A 22,513-nucleotide genomic window follows, 5' to 3' on the forward strand; every position below is an offset into this window, starting at 1 on the left:
ACTGGTGTGTCGTCCTGCGGTTTTTAGAGGTTAGAATCGCCGCCTGTCCCAGAGTGTGTACTTATGTCCCAAGAGCTGACCACCGAACAGATTCAACAATCCCTGCAAGGCATCAGCGTGCCCGCGCAGCCGCAGATCATGGTGGATCTGCAGATGGAGCAGTACATGCCCGACCCGGACCTGGAGGTGATCGCCAAGCTGATCGCCCAGGACCCAGGCCTGTCCGGTTCTCTGCTGAAAATCGTCAACTCGCCGTATTACGGCCTGAGCAACAAGATCACTTCGATCCAGCGTGCGGTGAATCTGTTGGGCAGCCGTTCGATCATCAACCTGATCAACGCGCAGTCGATCAAGGGCGAGATGAACGATGACACCATCGTCACCCTCAACCGTTTCTGGGACACCGCCCAGGACGTGGCGATGACCTGCCTGACCCTGGCCAAGCGCATCGGCACCCAGGCCGGCGACGAAGCTTATGCCTTGGGGCTGTTCCACGACTGCGGCGTGCCGTTGATGCTGCAGCGCTTCCCCAACTACATGTCGGTACTGGAAAAGGCTTACGCCAATGCCAGCGCCGAATGCCGGGTGGTGGACACCGAGAACGCCGAGTTCAATACCAACCACGCCGTGGTCGGCTACTACACCGCCAAGTCGTGGCGCCTGCCGGAACACGTCAGCACGGCGATCGCCAATCACCACAATGCGCTGGCGATCTTCAGCGACGAATCCTCGCGCAACAGCCAGATGAAGAATCTGCTGGCGATCCTGAAGATGGCCGAGCACATCTGTGCGTCTTATCGGGTGCTGGGCAACCAGACCGAAGACCACGAGTGGAACAGCATCGGCCCGCTGATTCTCGATTACGTGGGCCTGTCGGACTACGATTTCGAAACCCTCAAACAGACGATCCGCGACCTCGGCGCGCATTGATTCGAGAACGCCATGCCTGAATTGCCGGAAGTCGAAACCACCCGCCGGGGCATTGCTCCGCACCTGGAAGGCCAGCGCGTCAGCCGGGTGATCGTGCGGGATCGCCGGCTGCGCTGGCCGATCCCCGAAGACCTCGATGTGCGCCTGTCCGGGCAGCGCATCGTGCTGGTCGAGCGGCGGGCCAAGTATCTGTTGATCAATGCCGAAGTCGGCACGTTGATCAGCCACCTGGGCATGTCGGGCAACTTGCGGCTGGTCGAAGTCGGGTTGCCGGCGCTCAAGCATGAGCACGTCGATATCGAACTGGAATCCGGTCTGGCGTTGCGCTACACCGATCCGCGCCGCTTCGGTGCGATGCTGTGGAGTACCGATCCGCTCAATCACGAACTGCTGATTCGCCTCGGGCCGGAGCCGTTGACCGATCTGTTCGACGGCGAGCGCCTGTTCCAGCTGTCGCGTGGGCGTTCGATGGCGGTCAAGCCGTTCATCATGGACAACGCGGTGGTGGTAGGCGTCGGCAATATTTACGCGACCGAAGCGCTGTTCGCCGCCGGGATCGATCCGCGCCGCGAAGCCAAGAGCATCTCCCGCGCGCGGTATCTGAAGCTGGCGATCGAGATCAAACGCATCCTCGCCGCAGCCATCGAGCGCGGCGGCACTACGTTGCGGGACTTCATCGGCGGTGACGGACAGCCGGGGTACTTCCAGCAGGAGCTGTTCGTTTATGGCCGTGGCGGTGAGCACTGCAAGGTCTGCGGCACCGGTCTGCGGGAAGTGAAGCTGGGGCAACGGGCCAGTGTGTTCTGTCCGCGCTGCCAGACCTGAGGCAAAAAGCTGAAAAAGTCCTACGGTCTATAGTGAGTGGTCTCACTGTTCAGCCCGAAGGATCGTGCCATGAAGTCCTTGCAAGTCCTCTTTGCCACACTGTTGCTGTGTTCCAGCCTGGCCGTTCAGGCCACGGAAAACGGCAGCGGTGATCCGCGCTACACCATCCAGAACCCTCCCGCCTACGCCATGATCGGTGACTTGCTGATTGCCCGACCTTTATTGGTGGTGGCAACGGTGCTGGGTGCGGGGGTGTTTGTGGTGTCATTGCCGTTCACCGCGCTGGGTGGCGGGGTCGGCGATGCGGGGCAGGCGCTGGTGGTGGATCCGGCGAAAGCGGCGTTTGTGCGCTGTTTGGGGTGTACAGGGGAGGGGTTTGAGCAGCGCGAGTGAGCTGATCCGGATTCTGCGGTGTTGCTGATGGTCCTTTCGCGAGCAAGCCCGCTCCCACAGTGAAATGCATTCCAACTGTGGGAGCGGGCTTGCTCGCGAAAGGGCCCGGAAGAGCGCTACAAAACGTTCAGATCAGGCCTTGCCGGTAATCTTGCGGTACTTTTCCATCAACTGTTCTTCAGTCTCAGGATGCGCCTCGTCCAGCGGAATGCAATCCACCGGGCAGACCTGCTGGCACTGCGGCTCGTCGTAGTGGCCGACGCACTGGGTGCACAGGTTCGGGTCGATCACATAGATCTCTTCGCCTTGGGAAATCGCGGCGTTCGGGCACTCGGGTTCGCAGACGTCGCAGTTGATGCAATCGTCGGTGATGATCAGGGACATGCTAACTCCAGCCGGGGCGGCAGGCCCGGGCGCTATAAATCAATGCGCGCAATTGTGCCGCATTGGCGCCCGCAGTGCACGCGGGCGCCGTTTGAACGGTCGTTACTTCTTGAAGCGCAGGGTCAGGGCATCGGCCACGGCCGGGTGCACGAACTTGCTGATATCGCCGCCCAGCGCGGCAATTTCCCGCACCAGCGTCGAGGAAATGAACGAATAACGCTCGGACGGGGTGAGAAACAGGCTCTCGACGTCCGGGGCCAACTGGCGGTTCATGTTGGCCAGCTGGAATTCGTATTCGAAGTCCGACACCGCACGCAGGCCACGAAGGAACACATTGGCGTTCTGTTCCTTGGCGAAATGCGCCAGAAGCGTCGAGAAGCCGACCACTTCGACGTTGGGAAGGTGTTTGGTGACCTCGCGAGCCAGCTCAACCCGTTGTTCCAGCGGGAACAGTGGGTTTTTCTTCGGGCTGGCGGCGACCGCAATGATCACGTGATCGAACAGGCGCGAGGCGCGTTCGACCAGATCGCCATGCCCTTTGGTAATAGGGTCGAAGGTACCTGGGTACAACACTCGGTTCATCGCGTCGTCCTGGCGGGAGTCCGTTGGGGAGTCGGATGGTATCGCAGCCGTCCCGGTCGGCCAAGTCGCCTGTTGGGTAAGAAAGCACTATAGACGACGCGATAAACCGGTTTTTTCACGGATTTCTCAGCCGATCGGCGAGGGCAGTCGCCAATTGTGCTGTCAGCCCATACACCGACAATTGCGGGTTGGCGCCAATGCTGGTGGGGAACAGCGAGCCATCGTGAATCGACAGATTGCTCAGTTGATGATGCCGGCCAAGGCTGTCGGTGACTGCGTTTTTCGGGTCTTCGCCCATTGCGCAACCGCCCATCACGTGGGCACTGCCCAGCCGCGTGCGATACAGCTCAAGGCTCAGACCGTTGATCAGCGTGCGGGCTTCGGCCAGGGTTTTCACGTAGCGCGCATCGGCGTGCATCGGCATCACGGCTTTGGCGCCGCCGGCAAACTGGATCTCGGCCATGCTGTGAAAGGCGCGGCGCAGGCCCTCCCAGGCATAAGGCGAGACTTGATAGTCGAGCACCGGCGAGCCATCACCGCGCAGTTCGACACTGCCGCCGGGGCTGTCCGGGTGGAAACCGTCGCGCAGCAACGCGAGCATCGCGTGGGTGTGCGGCAGGTCGGCCATGTGTTCGGCATTCTGCTGGCCGAAACCGCCGAGCAAGGTCGCGGCCAGTGCCGGTTGCAGCGGTGGCACTTCGAGTTTGTAGCCCATCGGCCCACTGGTGCCGTCCTTCCACTGGAAATGATCCGAGTAGATCGACTGCGGCGCGCCGTAGAACGGGTTGATCACCTCGTCGAAACGCCCGGCGGACATGTTCACCAGATGCAGGAACGTGCGTTTGCCAAGGCGCTGATGCGGATCCGGTGCATCCGAGCGCAACAACAGGGCAGGGCTATTGATGCCACCACCGGCCAGCACGTAATGCCGCGCCTTGATTGTGATTTTGCGTCCGGTCGGCGCGACGCAACGCTCGTCCATCGCCACGCATTGCAGGCCAGTGATCTTGTCGCCACTGATCAGCAGTTTTTTCGCGCGGGCCAGGTACAGCAACTCGCCGCCCTTTTCCAGGGTCGCCGGAATGGTGGTGACCAGCATCGACTGCTTGGCGTTGGTCGGGCAGCCCATGCCGCAGTAGCCGATGTTCCAGCAGCCACGCACGTTGCGCGGGATCACGTGCCAGCTGTAGCCGAGTTGTTCGCAGCCTTTGCGGATCACGTCGTTGTTGGCGTTAGGCGGGACCATCCAGGGTGCGACGCCGAGGCGCTGTTCCATTTTTTCGAACCACGGCGCCATCTCGGCCGGGCTGTGACCTTTGACGTTGTGCTCCCTGGCCCAGTGCTCGAGCGTCGGCTCGGGCGTGCGGAAACTCGACGTCCAGTTGATCAGCGTGGTGCCGCCCACCGCGCGGCCCTGGAGGATGGTGATTGCGCCGTCCTTGCTCATGCGGCCGATGCCTTCCTGATAGAGGCTGCTGTAGGCCTGGTCTTCGAGCATTTTGAAGTCGGAACTGGTCTTGAGCGGGCCTTCTTCGATCAACAGCACTTTGTAACCGGAGGCGCTGAGGATTTCCGCCGTGGTGCCGCCACCGGCGCCGCTGCCGATGATCGCCACGTCGGCTTGCAGCGTCAGGTCATCGGTCAGTTGTGCGCCGTTGTAGGTTTTCCAGCCACGGGCGAGGCCTTCGCGGAACGGGTCGGGTACGGGCATCGATCAGGTTCTCTTGTTCTTGTTGTTCTTGCGGGCCCCTTCGCGAGCAGGCTCGCTCCCACATTTGCACCGCAGCCCCCTGTGGGAGCGAGCCTGCTCGCGAAGGGCGCGACTCGGTTTCAAACAGTAGGCGGGCCGGGGTAGCCGCAATGGCCCCAGGACTCGGCGCGGGTGTACCAGGCCATCATCACCATCTGCTGCAATGAGCTGTGGCCCATGCGCAGCAGGCTCAATGAGCTGTTCTGCCAGCGCTCGAGGAAGTGGCGCATGGCCTCTGGGCTGGCATTTTCCCAGCTGCCCCAGATCCCGGTGAGCGGGCCGCGGGTGATCGCCATGCTCAACACGTCGAACAATTGCCGGGTGAGTTTAAGCATCTCCGGCGACAGGTGATCGAGGCTGTAATCCAGCGACTTGAGGGTGCCATCGATGGCACCGGGCATTTTTTCGGCGGCCACGGCACCGTCGAGCATCACCGGAATCAGCGCGCGCAGAAACAGCAGGTCGCCGTCGCGCAAAGTGACGAAGCCATTGGCCGCGACACTTGATGAACAACCACTGAGGCTGGCGCCGAGGCCGGCGGTGGCGAGAAACGCTGTGGCGCCGAGGCTGAACTTCAGCAGGCCACGGCGCGACAGGGCAGGTGTTTCGGTCAGGCTTGGGTGCATTGTTGTTATTACCCGGCGGTGACGACGATTAGCGGATGAACAGCTTCTGGATCAGTTTCTGGATCGATTTGCCGTAGGGCGGGTAAATCAGCTTCGCGGCGTTGAAGCGCTGTTTGATCAGCACACCCTTGGCCTTGCTGAAGGTCAGGAAGCCTTCGTGGCCGTGGTAATGGCCCATGCCCGACGGGCCGATGCCGCCGAACGGCATGTCGTCCTGCGCCACGTGCAGCAGGGTGTCGTTCAGGCACACGCCGCCGGAGTGGGTTTCGTGCAGCACGCGGTTCTGTTCGCGTTTGTCGTAGCCAAAGTAGTAAAGCGCCAGAGGACGCGGGCGCTGATTGATGTAAGCAAACGCCTGATCCAGATCCTGATAAGGCACGATCGGCAGCAACGGGCCGAAGATTTCGTCCTGCATCACGGTCATCTCGTCAGTGACATTGAGCAGCAGGCTGTGCGGCATGCGCCGGCCCTGGCCCTGTTCGAACAGCGGGATCAGCAGCGCGCCCTTGCTCGTGGCGTCGCTGACATAACCGTTGAGCCGGGCCAGTTGGCGCTCGTTGATGATCGCGGTGTAGTCCGGGTTGTCGGCGAGGGTTGGATAGAAATTGTTCACCACCTGACGATAGGCTTCGACGAACGCGCCGACGCGGTCTTGCGGCACCAGCACGTAATCGGGGGCGACGCAGGTCTGGCCGGCATTTAGGGTTTTACCGAAGGCGATGCGTTCGGCGGCGTCCTTGAGCGGAACGTCGCGGGAAACGATGGCCGGGGACTTGCCGCCCAGTTCGAGAGTCACCGGAGTCAGGTTTTCCGCCGCAGCGCGCATCACGTGTTTGCCGATGCTGGTGGCGCCGGTGAACAGCAGGTGATCAAAGCGCAGACGGGAAAACGCCACGCCGATGTCGGCCTCGCCCAGCACCACGCAGACCAGATCTTCGGGAAAAATCCGTCCCAGCAAGGTCTTGAGCAACTGGCCGGTGGCCGGGGTCGATTCGCTGAGCTTGAGCATCACCCGGTTGCCCGCCGCAAGCGCCCCGACCAGTGGGCCGATGGCCAGATACAACGGGTAGTTCCACGGGACGATGATGCCGACCACGCCAAGCGGCTGGTACACGACTTTCGCCGACGCTGGCTGAAAGGCCATGCCGACTTTGCGTCGCGACGACTTCATCCAGCCCTTGAGGTGGCGGCTGGCGTAATGGATCCCGTGCAGGCTGGGCATCAGTTCGGCGAGCAGGGTTTCATCGGCGCTGCGATGACTGAAATCCGCGCTGATGGCCTCGACCAACGCCTGCCGCTCTTGGCTGAGCAATTCGCGCAACGCCTTGAGCCATTGCTGGCGCTGATCTGCCGGTGGCATCGGGTTGGCGGCATAGGCGGCGCGCTGTGCCGCGAACAGCCGATCCAGCTCTTCCAGGGGCTGTTGCAGTGTTTGCAGATAAGCAATGTCGGCAGTCATCGTCGGCTCCGGATTTATTGTAGTGATGACGTTCTAGAGTCTATGCTCTAGAAAGTCAAATGACTTCCCGACACAGCTTTGTTTTATCAAGTTCCGGTTAGGTCGTAAGATGCCCCTCACCGCACTCTGAATTAAAGCTCAAGCCATGGCCCCACGAATAAAAACCAGCGAGCGCATCGTGCAGAACAGCCTCGAACTGTTCAATCAGCAGGGCGAGCGCAGCATCAGCACCAATCACATTGCCGCGCACATGGAGATTTCTCCGGGCAACCTGTACTACCACTTCCCGAACAAGCAGGCGATCATCTCCGTGCTGTTCAGTGAGTACGAGACGCTTGTGGACAGCTTTCTGCGCCCGCCGCAGGGGCGTGCCGCCACCGTCGAAGACAAGCGCTATTACCTCAAGGAGCTGCTGTCGGCGATGTGGGGTTACCGCTTTCTGCATCGCGATCTCGAACACCTGCTCGACAGCGATCCGGACCTGGCTGCGCGCTACCGGCGCTTTTCCCAGCGCTGCGTGATTCAGGGCATGGCGATCTACGAAGGCTTCGTCGCCGCCGGCATTCTCAAGATGGATCGGGTGCAGATCGAATCCCTGACGATCAATGCCTGGATCATCCTCACCTCGTGGGTGCGCTTTCTGTGCACCACCCGGGAAAACTCCAACCACCTCAGCGAACAGGCCATCAAGCGTGGCGTGTATCAGGTGCTGGTGCTGGAAGCCGGATTCGTCACCGATCAGGCCCGCGAAGAGGTGAATGCCTTGTTCGACGAGTTCTACGTGCCGCTGGCTCAGGCCCTCGAGGAAGGGCGGTAACCCATTTCGAAGTCGCTCACAGGAGTCCGTTATGCCGATTGCGCAACTGCTCAGCCCGAATGCACTGGATGCCCGCAAGGAGCAGCCGGGGCTGGTGATTCTCGATTGCCGTTTTGCCCTCGAAGACCCGGACTACGGGCAGCGCAGCTATGCCGAAGGGCACATCGCCGGCGCCCACTTCGCCGACCTTGAGCGCGACCTCAGTGGCAAGGTGGTCAAAGGCGTCACCGGACGTCACCCGTTGCCTGAGCCTGCGGCGCTGATCGAGCGTCTGCAAGCCTGGGGCATCAATGCCGACAGCGATGTGGTTTTGTACGACGACGGCCCCGGTGCCTATGCGGCCCGCGCCTGGTGGTTGCTGGCGTGGCTGGGCAAGCGCGATGGCGTGTTCATTCTCGACGGCGGGCTCAAGGCCTGGCACGCGGCGGGTCTGCCGCTGAGTCTGGACGCGCCGTCGGTCAGCCGGGGCAACTTCAGCGGTCAGCCGGACATGAAACTGCTGCTGAGCGCCGAGCAATTGCAAAAGCGCCTCGGTCAGCCGTCCCTGACCCTGATCGACGCCCGGGCCTTGCCGCGCTTCAAGGGTGAGGTGGAGCCGATCGACCCGATTGCCGGGCACATTCCCGGCGCGCAATGCGCAGCGTTTACCGAAAACCTCGGCAGCGACGGACGCTTCCTGCCAGCAGAGCAGCTCAAGCAACGCTTTGCGGCGAAACTCGGCGAGCGTTCGCCTTCGGAGCTGGTCGCTTACTGCGGCTCCGGGGTGACGGCGTGTCACAATCTGTTCGCGTTGTGCCTGGCGGGGTATCCGCTGGGTTCGTTGTATGCCGGGTCGTGGAGTGAGTGGATCAACGAGCCTTCCAGAGGTATCGCCACGGGCGAATAAAGTCACCATACCCCCAATGTGGGAGCGGGCTTGCTCGCGAAAGCGCTTTGTCAGTCAACCATGATGTCTGCTGAAACATCGCTTTCGCGAGCAAGCCCGCTCCCACAGGGGTTAATCGTCGCCGATAGATTGTCGGGCACTGCGATACGCCGCCGGCCCCACGCCATACACCTGCTTGAACTGCCGGCTCAGATGACTCTGGTCGGCAAAACCCAACTGCATGGCGACTTCCACCGGCAGACAACCACTCTGCAATAAACCCCGGGCCGTGGCGATGCGTTGCTGCATCAGCCAGGTGTGCGGCGGCATGCCGGTGGCGCGGCGGAACACCCGGGCGAAGTGGAAGGGCGACAGATTCACTGCGGCCGCCAGCTCTTCCAGCGACGGCGGCGCAGCGAGTTGCGCATGCAGCAGTTCCTTGGCCATTACCACCGCACGGTGTTCTTTTCCCGGTTTGCCGTTGATCTGCACCGCCGCATGCCGCTGCAACAGCAGCATCATCATCTCGCGCCATACCGTTTGCTGTTGCAGCGCGGTGGCGGGGCTTTCCAGCAAGCGATGCAACTGACAGAAACCGTTGACCAGATCCGGGTCGCGGTACAGCGTTGCGCCGAAGGCCGGCATCGGCGCGGTGGGCAGTTCCAGTTCTTCGAGCAGTGAAACGATCTGTCCGGTATCGGGATAAAACGCCCGGTACAGCCAACCGTCCTCGGTGCCCTTGTGGCCGGTGTGCAATTCGTCCGGGTTGATCAGCACCAGGGTGCCGCTGCCCGCAAGGTGTTCGGCACCGCGATAGCGATAACGCTGGGCACCGGCCATGATCATGCCGATCACATAACCGTCATGGACGTGCGGGGCGAAGCGATGCTCGATGTAGCGCGCCGACAGCAACTCGACCCCGGCCAGCGGCGCGGTTTGCCAGAATCGGATCGACTCGCCCTGATCGCTCATGACGTCACACGGGCCAGCCATTGCGGGATGCGCCGTTCCAGGTAGTAACCGGGCTGGCGGAACGTGCCATCGACAAAGCCGACATGCCCACCCTTGGCCTGCAGCTCGAACCGGGTGCTGGTGGACAGCTCCTCGGGCGTCGGCAGGCTGTGGGGAAACACGAACGGATCGTCAGCGGCCTGAATGATCAGGGTCGGGGTGCGGATTTCACCGAGAAAGTAGCGACTCGATGCCCGCCGATAGTAATCCTCGGCATCGGTAAAGCCGTGCAGCGGCGCAGTGATCCGGCCATCGAAGTCCCAGAAGGTGCGCATGTTCTCCAGCGAACCGAGCGCCGCCAGAGCCGCCAGGCCATCCTCGCGTCCGTCATGCTGGAACTGGCGTTGCTTGTTTCTGATGTAGGCGACCATCTCGCGCATGAAGTGCGCCTGATAGACCTTGGAGAACCCCTGACCGATCCGATCGGCACACTGATCAAGACGAAACGGCACCGACACCGCCACTGCCCCGAGCACGCCGCTGTCGCTGCCGGTCTCGCCGAGATGCTTGAGCAACACATTGCCGCCGAGGGAATAGCCGACCGCATACAGCGGCGCCAGTGGCCGCTTGGCGCGCAGGTGTCTGATGGTTTCGGCGAGGTCTTCGCTGGCACCGGAGTGGTAACTGCGCGGCAGCAGGTTGGGTTCGCCGGAGCAACCGCGCCAGTTCAGCGCGACGCTGGCCCAGCCTTGTGCGGCGAGGGCGGCCTGAATTCCGGCGACGTAGGGTGAATTGGAAGAACCGGTCAGCCCATGCAGCACCAGCACCAGCGGCGCCTCGGCGCTGTGCGGGCCATGCCAGTCGAGATCGAGGAAATCCCCGTCGTCCAGCCACAGGCGTTCACGCTCGCGATCCAGGTGGACGGTTTTGCGCCACAGCGGCCCCCACAAGGTTTGCAGGTGCGGATTGCCGAGGCCGAAGGCGGGGGTGAAGCGTTCAGTTTCCAGAGGGCACACACCTTTTGTGGCGAGGGAGCTTGCTCCCGCTGGGGCGCGAAGCGGCCCTTTTTGGGGACTGCTGCGCAGCCCAGCGGGAGCAAGCTCCCTCGCCACAGGGTTGTTCAATACGTTCAGTTAACGGCCATACGTTGCCACAACGCGTAGTACACCCGCCCGGATTTCTGCTCGCGGTGCAGGCGCCAGTTGCCCGGCAGACCCAGCGTCGAAGGCGCGGTCTCGCTTTCAGTGTAGATCCACGAATCCGGCGCCAGCCATTGGCGCTCTTCCAGCAGGGTGCAAACGGCCGGCAGCAGGTTCTGGTTGAACGGCGGATCGAGGAACACCAGGTCGAACGGCGTGGCGACCTGGGTTTCCAGATAACGCAGCGCATCGGCGGTCTGCACCTGGCCGTTGGTGCAGCGCAGGGTACCGAGGTGTTCTTTCAGGCTCGACACCGCAACGTGGCTGGCATCCAGCGCCTGACCCATGGCCGCGCCACGCGACAGTGCTTCAAGAAACAGCGCGCCGCTGCCGGCGAACGGGTCCAGCACCTTGGCCCCGGCCACATACGGCGCGAGCCAGTTGAACAGGGTTTCGCGCACGCGGTCCGGTGTCGGGCGCAGGCCCGGTGCATCGGGGAAGCTCAGTTTGCGGCTGCGCCATTCGCCGCCGATGATGCGCAACTGGTTCACACCGTTGTGGACGTTCTGCGCAGGTTTTTTAGGACGAGTAGCCATTAATGCTCCGGAACCCCGAGCGGTTGCTCGGCAGGTTTATCAGATGGGGCCGGTAACGGCTTTTGCGGCACGGTCGGGCCAGCGCTGACGATGACCAGTTTGTCCGTGCTCAGGTGTTTGTTCATCGCGTCTTTGACCTGCTCGACAGTCAGGCTCTGGGACTGACGCATGAAGTCATTCAGATAGCTCAACGGCAGATTATAGAAGCCCATGGCGCCCAGTTGGCCGACGATATCGGCGTTGCTCGCGGTGGACAGCGGGAAGCTGCCGGCCAGCTCGCGCTTGGCGTCGTCGAGTTCTTTCTGGGTCGGGCCGGTCTTCAGATAATCGGCGAGCACGTCCTGCACCAGTTTCAGCGTGCCTTCGCTCATTTCCGCGCGAGTCTGCAGGTTGATCATGAACGGGCCGCGAGCCTGCATCGGGCTGAAACCCGAGTACACGCCGTAGGTCAGGCCACGCTTCTCGCGCACTTCGCTCATCAGGCGGGTACCGAAACCGCCGCCACCGAGGATCTGGTTACCCATCGACAGCGCCGCGTAATCCGGATCGTCACGGTCGATGCCCAGTTGCGCGAGCAACAGGTTGGTCTGCTTCGACGGGAACTCGATGTGATTGACGCTGGCTTTCGGTTCCTGCGGCTGGGCGATCTTCGCCAGCGCCGGGCCTTTAGGCAGCGCGCCGGAGACCTGATTGGCAATCGCCTCGGCTTCGGCGCGAGACAAGTCACCGACCAGCGCGATCACCACGTTGCCGGCCGCGTAGGCCTTGGCGTGGAATTCACGCAGTTGCGCCAGAGTGATCTTCGGCACGCTCTGCGGGTTGCCGTCGCTGGAATGCGCATACGGGTGGTCGCCGTACAAGCGCTTCATCAGCTCGAGGCTGGCGAGTTTGCCGGGGTTCTGTTTCTGGTATTCGAAACCGGCGAGCATCTGGTTCTTGATGCGCGCAAAGGAATCGGCCGGGAAGGTCGGTTTGCCCACCACTTCTGAGAACAGCTTGAGCGCCGGTTCACGTTGCTCGGCGGCACTCAGACTGCGCAGCGAAGCCAGCGCCATGTCCTTGTAGGCGCCGTTGCCGAAATCCGCACCGAGGCCTTCGAAGCCTTGGGCGATGGCGCCAACGTCCTTGCCGGCCACGCCTTCGTTGAGCATGGCGTTGGTCAGGACTGCCAGGCCCGGTGCATTGCCGTCCTGACTGCTGCCGGCGGCGAAGATCAGGCGCATGTCGAACATCGGCAGCTCATGGGCTTCGACGAACAGCACCTTGGCGCCTTCGGCGGTGTTCCAGGTCTGCACGTCGAGCTTGCGGCTGGCCGGGGCCTTGCCGTCGAGTTCGGCCAGCGATTGCAGCTTCTGGCTGGTCTTGGCGTTGTCCAGTGCTTCGCTGGCGTCGGTTTTGACACCGGGCATCAGATAGAACGCAGCGGAGCCGATGACCGCCACGGCGATCAGACCAAGCAACAGGCGTGGGGATTTGCGCTCACTCATGAGTCGTCTCCAGTGGCAGGACGTGGGCGACGCTGAGACGTTCGCGGGTGAAATACAGCTTGGCGGCGTTCTGGATGTCTTGCGGGGTCACGCTTTCCAGATCGGCGAGTTCGGTGTCCATCAACTTCCACGACAGACCGACCGTTTCCAGTTGGCCGATGGCGGTGGCCTGACTGGTGATCGAATCGCGTTCGAACACCAGACCAGCGATCACTTGTGCCCGCACGCGCTCGAGTTCTTCGGCGGACGGTGCGGTGGTTTTCAGCTGTTCCAGCAATTTCCACAGACCGGCTTCAGCTTGCGCCATGGTCTTGTTCTTCTGCGTGTTCGGCGTCGCCGACAGGGTGAAAAGGCTGTCGCCACGGGTGTAGGCGTCGTAGCTCGACGAACCGCCCGAGACCAGCTCTTCGCCGCGTTCCAGTTGCGTCGGGATACGCCCGCTGTAGCCGCCGTCGAGCAGCGCCGAGATCAGGCGCAGGGCGTTGACCGAGCGCTTGTCTTCAGCAGTGGCGATGCTGGGCACGTTGAAGCCGAGCATCAGGCTGGGAAGTTGGGTCTGCACATGCAGGGTGATCTGGCGCTCACCCGGTTCGGCCAGCTCCAGCGGTTTCTTCGCCGGTGGCACGTCACGTTTGGCAATCGGGCCGAAGTAGCGCTGGGCGAGGGTCTTCACTTCGTCCGGTGTGACGTCGCCGACCACCACCAGCGTGGCGTTGTTCGGCACATACCAGGACTGATACCAGTGCCGCAGCTCTTCGACCTTCATCCGGTCCAGGTCCGCCATCCAGCCGATGGTCGGTGTGTGGTAGCCGCTGGCCGGGTAAGCCATCGCCTTGTAACGCTCGTAAGCCTTGGACATCGGCTTATCGTCAGTGCGCAGGCGACGCTCTTCCTTGATGACTTCGATTTCCTTGGCGAACTCGTCAGCCGGCAGGCGCAGATTGGCCATGCGGTCGGCTTCCAGTTCGAACGCTACGCCCAGACGGTCGCGGGCCAGCACTTGGTAATAAGCGGTGAAATCGTCGCTGGTGAAGGCGTTTTCTTCGGCGCCCAGGTCGCGCAGGATCAGCGAGGCTTCGCCAGGGCCGACTTTCTCGCTGCCCTTGAACATCATGTGCTCGAGTGCGTGGGACAGACCGGTCTGGCCCGGAGTTTCGTAGCTGGAACCGACCTTGTACCAGACCTGCGACACCACCACCGGCGCGCGATGGTCTTCGCGCACGACGACCTTCAGGCCATTGTCGAGGGTGAATTCGTGGGTCGGTTGCGGGTCGGCCGCCAGGGCCGAAAGGGGCAGGCAGACTGTGCTGAGCAGCAGGCCTGCAGCGCGGCGGGCTAGAGCATTCATTCGTTTTTTAACCTGTTGGGCTGCCCGCTTGGTCTTAGCGTCGGCGGGCGAGAGGGTGCTAGGATACTGATCCGTTTTACCGGCGACCACGCCTATCAGGTTTTCAGGCCTGATGCGGTTGTATAGGTTGGCGGCAGAAAGCTGCGGTTTATCGACTAGACTTCGCTTTTTCGCCGATTTTGCCGGTTTAGTCCTTCGTTAATACGAATCTTTGGGGTGCCGCTGGCGCCTCGACAAAATGTTGCGCGTGAACAAGCTGGATGAAACACAGTCTGTTCTGCATCGAATATTTATTTGCCGGGGCGCCCTTATGGCGCGTCGCTACCGTGAGATAGCCGTCCTCCATGTTTGGTTCCAACGACGACAAGAAGACCCCAGCTGCGGCTGGCGAGAAGAAAAGCCTGTTCGGATGGCTGCGTAAGAAACCGCAGGAACCCGTCGTCGAACAGCCGCCCGCGATTCCTGAACCGGCTCCGACGCCAGCGCCTGCCATAGAAGAAGAGCCGGCGCCGATCGTGCTGCCGATTGCCGAGCCGGTGCTGCAACCGGCTGAGCCCGAGCCAGAACCTGAAACCCCGGTGGCGGCCGAGCTGCCACTGACGCCGGCGGCCGAGCCGTGGCTGACCTTGCCGGTGGCGGAAGAACCGGTGGCCTTGGTCGAAGAGGCCGCGCCGCATGTGACGCCGCCGATTCCGGCGCCTGCCGCGTTCGTCCCTGAAGTCGCTCCGGCGCCAGTGGTTGAGCCGGTTGTCGAGCCTGCGCCGGTTGTTGCCGAGCCGGCGGCCCCGGTGTTCGTTGCCCCTGTTGCGCCGGTCGTTCAGCAGCCCGAGCCTGCACCTGCACCTGCACCTGCACCTGCACCTGCACCTGCACCTGCACCGGTCGTCGCTGCTCCGGTGGTGCCGGTAGACGTGGTTGCCGAAACGCCATCGGAAGCCCCGCGCAGTGAAGAAACCAAAGTCGGCTTCTTCGCCCGCCTCAAGCAAGGCCTGTCGAAAACCAGCGCCAGTATCGGCGAGGGCATGGCCAGCCTGTTTCTCGGCCGTAAAACCATTGATGACGATTTGCTCGATGAGTTGGAAACCCGTCTGCTGACCGCCGACGTCGGTGTCGAAGCCACTACGCAGATCATCCAGCGCCTGACCCAGAAGGTCGCACGTAAAGAGCTGGCCGACGCCGACGCGCTGTACAAGTCGTTGCAGGCCGAGCTGGCAGCGATGCTCAAGCCGGTCGAACAGCCGCTGAAAATCGCTTCGCAGAACAAACCGTTCGTGATTCTGGTGGTCGGCGTCAACGGCGCCGGCAAGACCACCACCATCGGCAAGCTGGCGAAGAAGCTGCAACTGGAAGGCAAGAAAGTCATGCTCGCCGCCGGTGACACCTTCCGCGCCGCTGCCGTTGAGCAGCTGCAGGTCTGGGGCGAGCGCAACAAGATCCCGGTGATTGCCCAGCACACCGGTGCCGACTCCGCGTCGGTGATCTTCGACGCCGTGCAGGCCGCCAAGGCCCGTGGCATCGACGTGCTGATCGCCGACACCGCCGGTCGTCTGCACACCAAAGACAACCTGATGGAAGAGCTGAAGAAAGTTCGCCGGGTGATCGGCAAGCTCGACGCCGACGCGCCGCACGAAGTGCTGCTGGTGCTCGACGCCGGCACCGGTCAGAACGCGATCAACCAGGCCAAGCAATTCAACCAGACCGTCGAACTGACCGGCCTGGCGCTGACCAAGCTCGACGGTACCGCCAAGGGCGGGGTGATTTTCGCCCTGGCCAAGCAGTTTGGTTTGCCGATCCGCTACATCGGTGTCGGTGAAGGCATCGACGATCTGCGTACCTTTGAAGCCGAACCCTTTGTCCAGGCACTGTTTGCCGAGCGGGAGCGTTCATGATTCGTTTCGAACAGGTCGGTAAACGCTACCCGAACGGTCACGTCGGCTTGCATGAGCTGAGCTTTCGAGTCCGTCGTGGCGAATTTCTGTTTGTCACCGGCCACTCCGGTGCCGGTAAATCCACGCTGCTGCGCCTGTTGCTGGCGATGGAGCGTCCGACCAGCGGCAAACTGCTGCTGGCCGGGCAGGACCTGAGTACCATCAGCAATGCGCAGATTCCGTTCCTGCGTCGGCAGATCGGTGTGGTGTTTCAGAACCACCAGTTGCTGTTCGATCGCACGGTGTTCAACAACGTCGCGCTGCCGCTGCAGATTCTCGGCCTGTCCAAGGCCGAGATCGCCAAGCGCGTCGATTCGGCACTGGAGCGCGTGGCGCTGTCGGATAAAACCGATCTGTACCCGGGCGACCTGTCCACCGGTCAGCAACAGCGCGTCGGCATCGCCCGCGCCATCGTCCACCGTCCGGCCCTGCTGCTGGCGGACGAACCGACCGGTAACCTCGACCCGCGTCTGGCGGCCGAGATCATGGGCGTGTTCGAAGACATCAACCGCCTGGGCACCAGCGTGCTGATCGCCAGTCACGACCTGGCCCTGATTGCGCGTATGCGTCACCGCATGCTGACTCTGCAACGCGGCCGACTGATCGGCGACGGGGAGGCCGGCGTATGAGTGCGACACGCAGTCCGAAGGTTTCCGAGCGCGTGGCCCCGAAGGCCGCCGATCCGCAACCGCCAAAGAAGAAAAAACACGACGATGACGACGGCCCGGACTTCTCCACGCTGTTGCGCTCGTGGATCGAAAGTCACCGCGCCAGCCTGCTGGATAGCCTGCGGCGCCTCGGCAAGCAGCCGATCGGCAGCTTCTTCACCTGCATGGTGATGGCCGTGGCGCTGAGCCTGCCGATGGGTCTGTCGTTGCTGATCAACAACGTCGAGCGTCTGGGCGGTTCGTGGCAGCGTGCGGCGCAGATTTCGTTGTACCTGCAGCTGGATGCCACGCCCGCGCAGGGCGAATCGTTGCGCGAGCAGATCAAAGGCATGCCCGGTGTCGCTGATGCCGAATATGTCGGTCGTGATCAGGCGCTGGAAGAGTTTCAGCAGCAGTCCGGTCTGGGCGAAGCCCTGCGCGAGCTGCCGGAGAACCCGCTGCCGGGCGTGGTGCTGGTGACCCCGAACGAGGTCGACAAGCCGACTCTGGAAGCATTAAGACAAAAACTTTCCGAGCTGCCGAAGGTACAACAGGCGCAACTTGATCTAGTCTGGGTCGAGCGTCTGGCCGCCATCCTCAAGCTCGGTGACCGTTTTGTCTTCGGTCTGACGGTGCTGCTGGTTTCTGCATTACTTTTGGTGATAGGCAATACCATTCGTCTTCATATTGAAAACCGCCGCACAGAGATAGAAGTGATTAAACTCGTCGGCGGCACTGACAGCTATGTGCGTCGTCCCTTTCTGTATATGGGCGCGTTGTATGGCTTCGGTGCGGGTGTCTTGTCCTGGGGTGTGCTGGCGTTCGGCCTGAACTGGCTGAACGACGCGGTGGTTGGACTGGCCGGCTTGTACGGCAGTGATTTCGCGCTGGCCGGAGTGCCAGTTGCCGACGGTCTGTCGCTCTTGCTTGGCGCGGTGCTGTTGGGTTATATCGGTGCATGGATTGCAGTCGCACGTCATCTCAGGGAGCTGGCGCCGAAGTAGAATCTTTTTTGCGCGTGATTGACCTTGCGGTTTTTTTGGGAACTTGTACTTGAATTCCCGGTCAATTTTTCGCAGTGCCGAGAGGCACGAGTATGTAAGTGGGAGGTTTTTTCGCATGACCAATTCTTTGCAACCTGCGTACGCGTTGGTTCCGGGTGCGAACCTGGAAGCCTATGTGCACACCGTCAACAGCATTCCATTGCTGACGCCGGAGCAGGAGCGTGAACTGGCCGAGAGTCTCTACTATGAGCAGGATTTGGGGGCGGCTCGGCAGATGGTGCTCGCCCACCTGCGATTTGTCGTACACATTGCCCGTAGCTATTCCGGCTACGGTCTGGCTCAGGCTGACCTGATCCAGGAAGGCAACGTCGGTCTGATGAAGGCGGTAAAACGCTTCAACCCGGAAATGGGTGTGCGTCTGGTGTCGTTCGCCGTGCACTGGATCAAGGCGGAAATTCACGAGTTCATCCTGCGCAACTGGCGCATTGTGAAGGTCGCGACCACCAAGGCCCAGCGCAAGCTGTTCTTCAACCTGCGCAGCCAGAAGAAACGTCTGGCGTGGCTGAACAACGAGGAAGTCCACCGTGTGGCGGAAAGCCTCGGCGTCGAACCACGTGAAGTGCGCGAGATGGAAAGTCGCCTGACCGGCCATGACATGGCCTTCGACCCGGCTGCAGAAGCTGACGACGACAGCGCTTTCCAGTCGCCGGCCAACTACCTGGAAGACCACCGGTACGACCCGGCGCGTCAACTGGAAGATGCCGACTGGAGCGACAACTCCAACCACAACCTGCACGAAGCGCTGGAAGTGCTGGACGAACGTAGCCGCGACATCCTCTACCAGCGCTGGCTGGCAGAAGAGAAAGCCACGCTGCACGACCTGGCGCAGAAGTACAACGTGTCGGCCGAGCGGATCCGTCAGCTCGAGAAGAGCGCGATGAACAAGCTCAAGTTGTCGATCGCCGCATAACCGGCGCTCAGGCAAACAAAAACGCCCCGATCAGCGATGATCGGGGCGTTTTCATTTCTGTTTCAACACAAATCCCTGTGGGAGCGGGCTTGCTCGCGAAGTCGTCGTGTCAGTCACCGACAATGCTGGCTGACCCACCGCCTTCGCGAGCAAGCCCGCTCCCACAGGGATTGATGGTGTCTGAATGATTGAATGTAGTTATTGGGCCCAAGACGCCCGGCGCGAATCATCAAGCCCCAGCAGATAGCTGGTCCCGCCCAACTGACTCATCTGCTGGCGAATCCACCCGGCCCGGCGCGATACATAAGCCGTCGGATGGCTGGCGCTCCACACGCGCGGGTTAGGCAGCACCGCCGCCAGATAACTCGCCTGCTGCCGCGACAGTGACTTGGCGCTCACGCCAAAGTGATGACGTGCTGCGGCTTCGGCACCAAACACCCCGTCATCCCACTCGACGCTGTTCAGGTAAACCTCAAGAATCCGCTGCTTGGGCCAGAACACTTCGATCAGTCCGGTAAACCAGGCTTCCAGGCCTTTGCGCAGATAGCTGCGCCCCGACCACAGAAACAGGTTTTTCGACACTTGTTGGCTCAAGGTGCTGGCACCGCGAATCGAACCGCCGAGTTCGTTGTGGGCCAATGCGGCCTGGATCGCGCCGAAGTCAAAGCCCCAGTGCTCGGGAAATTTCTGGTCTTCGCCGGCCATGACTGCGACCTTGAGATCGTCGGAGATCTCGTCCCACGGTTTCCAGGTGCGCTGCAGGTCAATCGGCTCGCCGTCGACCCAGGATTCGACCTTGCGCTCGACCATCAGCGCCGTGCCCGGCGGCGGCACGAAGCGAAACAGCAACACTAGCAATACACTGCCGCCCGCGAACCAGAGCAGGGCCTTCGTGAGACGACGCAAAAGTGAACGCAGCATAGAGATGGCTTGGCCGAACCGATAGAGCGGGCCATTATACAGACCCTGCCGAACGAGTCTGACTGGAGTTCCACATGCTGCGTGGCTTTCTGATGCTGGCCGCTTTCTTTGGTTTTACCGGTGTGGGCCTTGGCGCTTTCGCCGCGCATGGCCTGAAAAGCCGCCTGACCCCCGAGTATCTGGCGATTTTCCACACCGGCGTGACCTATCAACTGGTGCACACCCTGGCGCTGTTCGGCGTTGCGCTGCTGGCCACGCAGATTCAGGGACGGCTGGTGACCTGGGCTGGTATCTCGTTCGCCGTCGGCATCCTGTTGTTCTCGGGCAGTCTGTATGTGCTGACCACCACAGGCATCAGCAAGCTCGGCATCATCACTCCGTTCGGCGGTCTGGCGTTTCTGGTTGGCTGGCTGTGTCTTGGACTTGCCGCCTGGCGCCTGCAGTAAACCGCTTGACGCTTGGTGCTGACCTTTAGGTCATGATCGGGCTAGAATGCCACCCCCTAAAAATGATGGCGGCCAGGCGCATGCGCATTCAGTTGAACGGCGAATCCCTTGAACTGCCCGACGGTGAAACCGTTGCGGCTCTGATTGCCCGTATGGACCTGACCGGTCGCCGGGTGGCAGTCGAACTCAATCTGGATATCGTCCCGCGCAGCCAGCATGCCGACACCGTGCTCAACGACGGCGACAACGTCGAAGTGGTGCACGCCATCGGCGGCGGCTGATCGCCGGCCCGCAAGGGCACAGAATTCTGCAAGACCCTCACCCCTAAAGAGGATTCCCCATGAGCATCGTTCGCAGCGACAAGCCTTTTGTTCTGGCCGGTCGTACTTACCAGTCGCGTTTGCTGGTCGGTACCGGCAAGTACCGTGACATGGAAGAAACCCGTCAGGCCATCGAAGCCTCGGGTGCCGAGATCGTCACCTTCGCCGTGCGCCGTACCAACCTCGGCCAGATCGAAGGCGAGCCGAACCTGCTCGAAGTGCTGTCGCCCGATCGCTACACCTTCCTGCCGAACACCGCCGGTTGCTACGACGCTATCGAGGCCGTGCGCACCTGCCGCCTGGCCCGTGAGCTGCTCGATGGTCACAACCTAGTGAAGCTGGAAGTGCTGGCCGACCAGAAAACCCTGTTCCCCAACGTGATCGAAACCCTCAAGGCCGCCGAAACGCTGGTCAAGGAAGGCTTCGACGTGATGGTTTACACCAGTGATGACCCGATCATCGCCCGGCAACTGGCGGAAATCGGCTGCATCGCGGTCATGCCGCTGGCCGGTCTGATCGGTTCCGGTCTGGGGATCTGCAACCCGTACAACCTGCAGATCATCCTCGAAGAAGCCAAGATTCCGGTGCTGGTGGATGCCGGTGTCGGTACCGCCTCCGACGCCACCATCGCCATGGAACTGGGCTGTGACGCGGTGCTGATGAACTCGGCCATCGCCCATGCTCAGCAACCGGTGATGATGGCCCAAGCCATGCAACACGCGATCGTCGCAGGCCGTCTGGCCTACCTCGCCGGCCGCATGCCGAAAAAACTCTATGCCAGCGCCTCTTCGCCGCTGGATGGTCTGATCAAGTAAGAGCCATTGATGACTGAATCGAACGACACGCCTATCCAGACGGAAGAGGGCGACGAGCGCCAACACCGCCGCATCAAGAGCTTCGTGATGCGCGCCGGGCGCATGACCGAAGGCCAGCAACGGGGTCTGGACCAGGGCGCGCCGCTGTACGTGCTGCCGCTGGCCGACGCGCCGGTGGATTACGATCAAGTGTTCGGCCGTTCGGCACCGCGCTCGCTGGAGATCGGTTTCGGCATGGGCCACTCGCTGTTGGAAATGGCTGCGGCGGCGCCGGATCAGGACTTCATCGGTGTTGAAGTGCACCGTCCGGGTGTCGGCGCGCTGCTCAACGGCGTGCTGACTCAGGGCCTGACCAACCTGCGGGTCTACGATTGCGACGCGATTGAAGTGCTCAACCGCTGCATCGCCGACAACAGCCTCGATCGCCTGATGCTGTTCTTCCCGGATCCATGGCACAAGAGCCGTCACCACAAGCGTCGTATCGTTCAGGCGTCCTTCGCCGAACTGGTGCGCAGTAAGCTGAAGGTTGGCGGCATCCTGCACATGGCCACCGACTGGGAGCCGTACGCCGAGTACATGCTGGAAGTGATGAACGTCGCCCCGGGCTACCGCAACCTCGCCGAAGACGGCAAATGCGTACCGCGCCCGGCCGAACGGCCGATCACCAAGTTCGAACGCCGCGGCGAACGTCTTGGGCATGGCGTGTGGGATCTGAAGTTCGAGAAAATCGCTTAAGCAACATGCAATAAAAACGGTGGGAGCGAGCCTGCTCGCGAAAGCGGTCTGACATTCAATGATGAGGTTGAATGTTAAGACGTCTTCGCGAGCAGGCTCGCTCCCACAGTTGTTTTAGGTCTACGGTGCAAGCGGTGTAGGAGCTGCGGCGCGCTGCGATCTTTTGATTTTGATTTTTTAAGATCAAAAGATCGCAGCGTGCCGCAGCTCCTACAGTTGTTTTGGGTGTGCTGAAAGATCAGCGGCGGTCAGCGACTACGCCGATAAGCACCAGCACCACCAGCAGCACCGGTGCCAGGCTGTAGTTGTTGAACTGGCTCAGGCCCTTGACCACCCACGGCGTCGCATAGATCAGCGCGGCGCCGCTGCCGATCACGCACAGCAGGGCCATCAGTGGTACGCGCAGGGCGCCGGCGATGCTGCCCAGACGCTGCTCGACCCAGCCCTTGAAGTCGGCGCCGAACAGCACCAGCAGGCAGCCCACCAGCGCCAGGGCGATTTCCGAGAGGTTGCTGCGGCTCCAGCGGGACACGGTGGCGAGCAGATCGAGTATCAAATCCATGCGGTTTTCCTTG

Annotated in this window: 25 protein-coding genes; 13 read left to right on the plus strand and 12 right to left on the minus strand. The window is 61.8% G+C overall.

Going from position 1 to position 22,513, the window contains the following annotated elements:
* Positions 1-117: 117 nt before the first annotated feature.
* The 3 genes from HDC30_RS21430 to HDC30_RS21440 all read left to right on the plus strand — a co-directional run bounded on the left by HDC30_RS21430 (position 118) and on the right by HDC30_RS21440 (position 2,148).
* Positions 118-930, plus strand: a complete 813-nt coding sequence (locus tag HDC30_RS21430; RefSeq protein ID WP_171061892.1) for an HDOD domain-containing protein — start codon at positions 118-120, stop codon at positions 928-930.
* A 12-nt stretch (positions 931-942) separates the two neighbouring features.
* Positions 943-1,755 (plus strand): bifunctional DNA-formamidopyrimidine glycosylase/DNA-(apurinic or apyrimidinic site) lyase, encoded by an 813-nt coding sequence (mutM, locus tag HDC30_RS21435; RefSeq protein ID WP_003229159.1) that lies wholly within the window; start codon positions 943-945, stop codon positions 1,753-1,755.
* 69 nt (positions 1,756-1,824) lie between these two features.
* The gene (locus HDC30_RS21440; protein WP_115988693.1) at positions 1,825-2,148 is read left to right on the plus strand and encodes a multidrug transporter; all 324 of its coding nucleotides are present in this window, start codon (positions 1,825-1,827) and stop codon (positions 2,146-2,148) included.
* A 132-nt stretch (positions 2,149-2,280) separates the two neighbouring features.
* Here the strand turns inward: HDC30_RS21440 and HDC30_RS21445 are convergent, their stop codons facing one another.
* The 5 genes from HDC30_RS21445 to HDC30_RS21465 all read right to left on the minus strand — a co-directional run bounded on the left by HDC30_RS21445 (position 2,281) and on the right by HDC30_RS21465 (position 6,949).
* A complete protein-coding gene (locus HDC30_RS21445; protein WP_003195146.1) occupies positions 2,281-2,532 on the minus strand; it encodes a YfhL family 4Fe-4S dicluster ferredoxin in 252 nt (83 codons plus the stop codon).
* A 102-nt stretch (positions 2,533-2,634) separates the two neighbouring features.
* The gene (gene coaD / locus HDC30_RS21450; protein ID WP_003229157.1) at positions 2,635-3,114 is read right to left on the minus strand and encodes a pantetheine-phosphate adenylyltransferase; all 480 of its coding nucleotides are present in this window, start codon (positions 3,112-3,114) and stop codon (positions 2,635-2,637) included.
* A 115-nt stretch (positions 3,115-3,229) separates the two neighbouring features.
* Positions 3,230-4,825, minus strand: a complete 1,596-nt coding sequence (locus HDC30_RS21455; RefSeq protein ID WP_183784800.1) for a GMC family oxidoreductase — start codon at positions 4,823-4,825, stop codon at positions 3,230-3,232.
* Between the two features lie 119 nt (positions 4,826-4,944).
* Positions 4,945-5,490 (minus strand): twin-arginine translocation pathway signal protein, encoded by a 546-nt coding sequence (locus HDC30_RS21460; RefSeq protein ID WP_183784802.1) that lies wholly within the window; start codon positions 5,488-5,490, stop codon positions 4,945-4,947.
* A 28-nt stretch (positions 5,491-5,518) separates the two neighbouring features.
* Positions 5,519-6,949: a coniferyl aldehyde dehydrogenase gene (locus tag HDC30_RS21465; protein ID WP_183784804.1), complete on the minus strand. Its 1,431-nt coding sequence runs from the start codon at positions 6,947-6,949 to the stop codon at positions 5,519-5,521.
* 145 nt (positions 6,950-7,094) lie between these two features.
* Here HDC30_RS21465 and HDC30_RS21470 point away from each other — a divergent pair, with 145 nt between their 5' ends.
* Both HDC30_RS21470 and HDC30_RS21475 read left to right on the plus strand, forming a co-directional pair.
* On the plus strand, positions 7,095-7,766 hold the full coding sequence (locus HDC30_RS21470) for a TetR/AcrR family transcriptional regulator (protein WP_183784806.1): 672 nt from the start codon (positions 7,095-7,097) through the stop codon (positions 7,764-7,766).
* A 31-nt stretch (positions 7,767-7,797) separates the two neighbouring features.
* Positions 7,798-8,652 carry a sulfurtransferase gene (locus tag HDC30_RS21475; RefSeq protein ID WP_183784808.1) on the plus strand — a complete coding sequence of 285 codons (855 nt, stop codon included), beginning with the start codon at positions 7,798-7,800 and terminating at the stop codon, positions 8,650-8,652.
* Between the two features lie 111 nt (positions 8,653-8,763).
* On the opposite strand, the gene HDC30_RS21480 is transcribed toward HDC30_RS21475, so the two are convergent.
* The 5 genes from HDC30_RS21480 to HDC30_RS21500 all read right to left on the minus strand — a co-directional run bounded on the left by HDC30_RS21480 (position 8,764) and on the right by HDC30_RS21500 (position 14,152).
* Positions 8,764-9,603 (minus strand): AraC family transcriptional regulator, encoded by an 840-nt coding sequence (locus HDC30_RS21480; protein ID WP_183784904.1) that lies wholly within the window; start codon positions 9,601-9,603, stop codon positions 8,764-8,766.
* Positions 9,600-10,598 carry a hydrolase gene (locus HDC30_RS21485; RefSeq protein WP_183784810.1) on the minus strand — a complete coding sequence of 333 codons (999 nt, stop codon included), beginning with the start codon at positions 10,596-10,598 and terminating at the stop codon, positions 9,600-9,602. Before HDC30_RS21485 ends, HDC30_RS21480 begins: the two co-directional genes overlap by 4 nt.
* 113 nt (positions 10,599-10,711) lie before the next feature.
* Positions 10,712-11,317, minus strand: a complete 606-nt coding sequence (gene rsmD / locus HDC30_RS21490; protein ID WP_041063575.1) for a 16S rRNA (guanine(966)-N(2))-methyltransferase RsmD — start codon at positions 11,315-11,317, stop codon at positions 10,712-10,714.
* Complete coding sequence (locus HDC30_RS21495; protein ID WP_183784812.1) at positions 11,317-12,804, minus strand: pitrilysin family protein; 1,488 nt, start codon at positions 12,802-12,804, stop codon at positions 11,317-11,319. The genes rsmD and HDC30_RS21495 overlap by 1 nt, the downstream gene beginning before the upstream one ends.
* Positions 12,797-14,152: a pitrilysin family protein gene (locus HDC30_RS21500; RefSeq protein ID WP_098966083.1), complete on the minus strand. Its 1,356-nt coding sequence runs from the start codon at positions 14,150-14,152 to the stop codon at positions 12,797-12,799. Before HDC30_RS21500 ends, HDC30_RS21495 begins: the two co-directional genes overlap by 8 nt.
* 344 nt (positions 14,153-14,496) lie before the next feature.
* On the opposite strand from HDC30_RS21500, the gene ftsY reads away from it, so the two are divergent.
* From ftsY to rpoH, 4 genes are all read left to right on the plus strand, one after another.
* On the plus strand, positions 14,497-16,041 hold the full coding sequence (ftsY, locus tag HDC30_RS21505) for a signal recognition particle-docking protein FtsY (protein ID WP_183784814.1): 1,545 nt from the start codon (positions 14,497-14,499) through the stop codon (positions 16,039-16,041).
* The gene (gene ftsE / locus HDC30_RS21510) at positions 16,038-16,709 is read left to right on the plus strand and encodes a cell division ATP-binding protein FtsE (RefSeq protein ID WP_003229148.1); all 672 of its coding nucleotides are present in this window, start codon (positions 16,038-16,040) and stop codon (positions 16,707-16,709) included. Before ftsY ends, ftsE begins: the two co-directional genes overlap by 4 nt.
* Complete coding sequence (gene ftsX, locus HDC30_RS21515; RefSeq protein WP_007964135.1) at positions 16,706-17,731, plus strand: permease-like cell division protein FtsX; 1,026 nt, start codon at positions 16,706-16,708, stop codon at positions 17,729-17,731. The genes ftsE and ftsX overlap by 4 nt, the downstream gene beginning before the upstream one ends.
* Before the next feature lie 115 nt (positions 17,732-17,846).
* Positions 17,847-18,701, plus strand: a complete 855-nt coding sequence (gene rpoH, locus HDC30_RS21520) for an RNA polymerase sigma factor RpoH (RefSeq protein ID WP_003229146.1) — start codon at positions 17,847-17,849, stop codon at positions 18,699-18,701.
* A 198-nt stretch (positions 18,702-18,899) separates the two neighbouring features.
* On the opposite strand, the gene mtgA is transcribed toward rpoH, so the two are convergent.
* The gene (mtgA, locus tag HDC30_RS21525; protein ID WP_183784816.1) at positions 18,900-19,622 is read right to left on the minus strand and encodes a monofunctional biosynthetic peptidoglycan transglycosylase; all 723 of its coding nucleotides are present in this window, start codon (positions 19,620-19,622) and stop codon (positions 18,900-18,902) included.
* 74 nt (positions 19,623-19,696) lie between these two features.
* Between mtgA and HDC30_RS21530 the strand changes: the two genes are divergently transcribed.
* The 4 genes from HDC30_RS21530 (at position 19,697) to trmB (ending at position 21,938) form a co-directional block, all read left to right on the plus strand.
* Positions 19,697-20,068 carry a DUF423 domain-containing protein gene (locus tag HDC30_RS21530; protein ID WP_003229144.1) on the plus strand — a complete coding sequence of 124 codons (372 nt, stop codon included), beginning with the start codon at positions 19,697-19,699 and terminating at the stop codon, positions 20,066-20,068.
* Positions 20,069-20,148: 80 nt separating this feature from the next.
* Positions 20,149-20,349 carry a sulfur carrier protein ThiS gene (gene thiS / locus HDC30_RS21535; RefSeq protein ID WP_027610571.1) on the plus strand — a complete coding sequence of 67 codons (201 nt, stop codon included), beginning with the start codon at positions 20,149-20,151 and terminating at the stop codon, positions 20,347-20,349.
* Positions 20,350-20,408: 59 nt separating this feature from the next.
* Positions 20,409-21,203 (plus strand): thiazole synthase, encoded by a 795-nt coding sequence (locus HDC30_RS21540; protein WP_007964131.1) that lies wholly within the window; start codon positions 20,409-20,411, stop codon positions 21,201-21,203.
* A 9-nt stretch (positions 21,204-21,212) separates the two neighbouring features.
* A complete protein-coding gene (trmB, locus tag HDC30_RS21545; RefSeq protein ID WP_027610572.1) occupies positions 21,213-21,938 on the plus strand; it encodes a tRNA (guanosine(46)-N7)-methyltransferase TrmB in 726 nt (241 codons plus the stop codon).
* A gap of 238 nt (positions 21,939-22,176) precedes the next feature.
* Here the strand turns inward: trmB and HDC30_RS21550 are convergent, their stop codons facing one another.
* Positions 22,177-22,500: a DUF3392 domain-containing protein gene (locus HDC30_RS21550; protein ID WP_003229134.1), complete on the minus strand. Its 324-nt coding sequence runs from the start codon at positions 22,498-22,500 to the stop codon at positions 22,177-22,179.
* Between the last annotated feature and the right edge of the window lie 13 nt (positions 22,501-22,513).

Origin of the sequence: Pseudomonas sp. JAI115 (assembly GCF_014200835.1) — a bacterium.
GTDB classification, from domain to species: domain Bacteria; phylum Pseudomonadota; class Gammaproteobacteria; order Pseudomonadales; family Pseudomonadaceae; genus Aquipseudomonas; species Aquipseudomonas putida_A.

What these genes read in the sequence shown, in the direction of transcription:
- thiS (WP_027610571.1), top strand. Translation starts at nt 20,149, where the DNA reads ATGCGCATTCAGTTGAACGGCGAATCCCTTGAACTGCCCGACGGTGAA.
- HDC30_RS21540 (WP_007964131.1), top strand. Translation starts at nt 20,409, where the DNA reads ATGAGCATCGTTCGCAGCGACAAGCCTTTTGTTCTGGCCGGTCGTACT.
- rpoH (WP_003229146.1), top strand. Translation starts at nt 17,847, where the DNA reads ATGACCAATTCTTTGCAACCTGCGTACGCGTTGGTTCCGGGTGCGAAC.
- HDC30_RS21460 (WP_183784802.1), bottom strand. Translation starts at nt 5,490, where the DNA reads ATGCACCCAAGCCTGACCGAAACACCTGCCCTGTCGCGCCGTGGCCTG.
- trmB (WP_027610572.1), top strand. Translation starts at nt 21,213, where the DNA reads ATGACTGAATCGAACGACACGCCTATCCAGACGGAAGAGGGCGACGAG.
- HDC30_RS21465 (WP_183784804.1), bottom strand. Translation starts at nt 6,949, where the DNA reads ATGACTGCCGACATTGCTTATCTGCAAACACTGCAACAGCCCCTGGAA.
- HDC30_RS21445 (WP_003195146.1), bottom strand. Translation starts at nt 2,532, where the DNA reads ATGTCCCTGATCATCACCGACGATTGCATCAACTGCGACGTCTGCGAA.
- HDC30_RS21500 (WP_098966083.1), bottom strand. Translation starts at nt 14,152, where the DNA reads ATGAATGCTCTAGCCCGCCGCGCTGCAGGCCTGCTGCTCAGCACAGTC.
- mtgA (WP_183784816.1), bottom strand. Translation starts at nt 19,622, where the DNA reads ATGCTGCGTTCACTTTTGCGTCGTCTCACGAAGGCCCTGCTCTGGTTC.
- HDC30_RS21475 (WP_183784808.1), top strand. Translation starts at nt 7,798, where the DNA reads ATGCCGATTGCGCAACTGCTCAGCCCGAATGCACTGGATGCCCGCAAG.
- rsmD (WP_041063575.1), bottom strand. Translation starts at nt 11,317, where the DNA reads ATGGCTACTCGTCCTAAAAAACCTGCGCAGAACGTCCACAACGGTGTG.
- HDC30_RS21455 (WP_183784800.1), bottom strand. Translation starts at nt 4,825, where the DNA reads ATGCCCGTACCCGACCCGTTCCGCGAAGGCCTCGCCCGTGGCTGGAAA.
- ftsE (WP_003229148.1), top strand. Translation starts at nt 16,038, where the DNA reads ATGATTCGTTTCGAACAGGTCGGTAAACGCTACCCGAACGGTCACGTC.
- HDC30_RS21495 (WP_183784812.1), bottom strand. Translation starts at nt 12,804, where the DNA reads ATGAGTGAGCGCAAATCCCCACGCCTGTTGCTTGGTCTGATCGCCGTG.
- mutM (WP_003229159.1), top strand. Translation starts at nt 943, where the DNA reads ATGCCTGAATTGCCGGAAGTCGAAACCACCCGCCGGGGCATTGCTCCG.
- HDC30_RS21440 (WP_115988693.1), top strand. Translation starts at nt 1,825, where the DNA reads ATGAAGTCCTTGCAAGTCCTCTTTGCCACACTGTTGCTGTGTTCCAGC.
- HDC30_RS21480 (WP_183784904.1), bottom strand. Translation starts at nt 9,603, where the DNA reads ATGAGCGATCAGGGCGAGTCGATCCGATTCTGGCAAACCGCGCCGCTG.
- ftsX (WP_007964135.1), top strand. Translation starts at nt 16,706, where the DNA reads ATGAGTGCGACACGCAGTCCGAAGGTTTCCGAGCGCGTGGCCCCGAAG.
- ftsY (WP_183784814.1), top strand. Translation starts at nt 14,497, where the DNA reads ATGTTTGGTTCCAACGACGACAAGAAGACCCCAGCTGCGGCTGGCGAG.
- HDC30_RS21530 (WP_003229144.1), top strand. Translation starts at nt 19,697, where the DNA reads ATGCTGCGTGGCTTTCTGATGCTGGCCGCTTTCTTTGGTTTTACCGGT.
- coaD (WP_003229157.1), bottom strand. Translation starts at nt 3,114, where the DNA reads ATGAACCGAGTGTTGTACCCAGGTACCTTCGACCCTATTACCAAAGGG.
- HDC30_RS21550 (WP_003229134.1), bottom strand. Translation starts at nt 22,500, where the DNA reads ATGGATTTGATACTCGATCTGCTCGCCACCGTGTCCCGCTGGAGCCGC.
- HDC30_RS21470 (WP_183784806.1), top strand. Translation starts at nt 7,095, where the DNA reads ATGGCCCCACGAATAAAAACCAGCGAGCGCATCGTGCAGAACAGCCTC.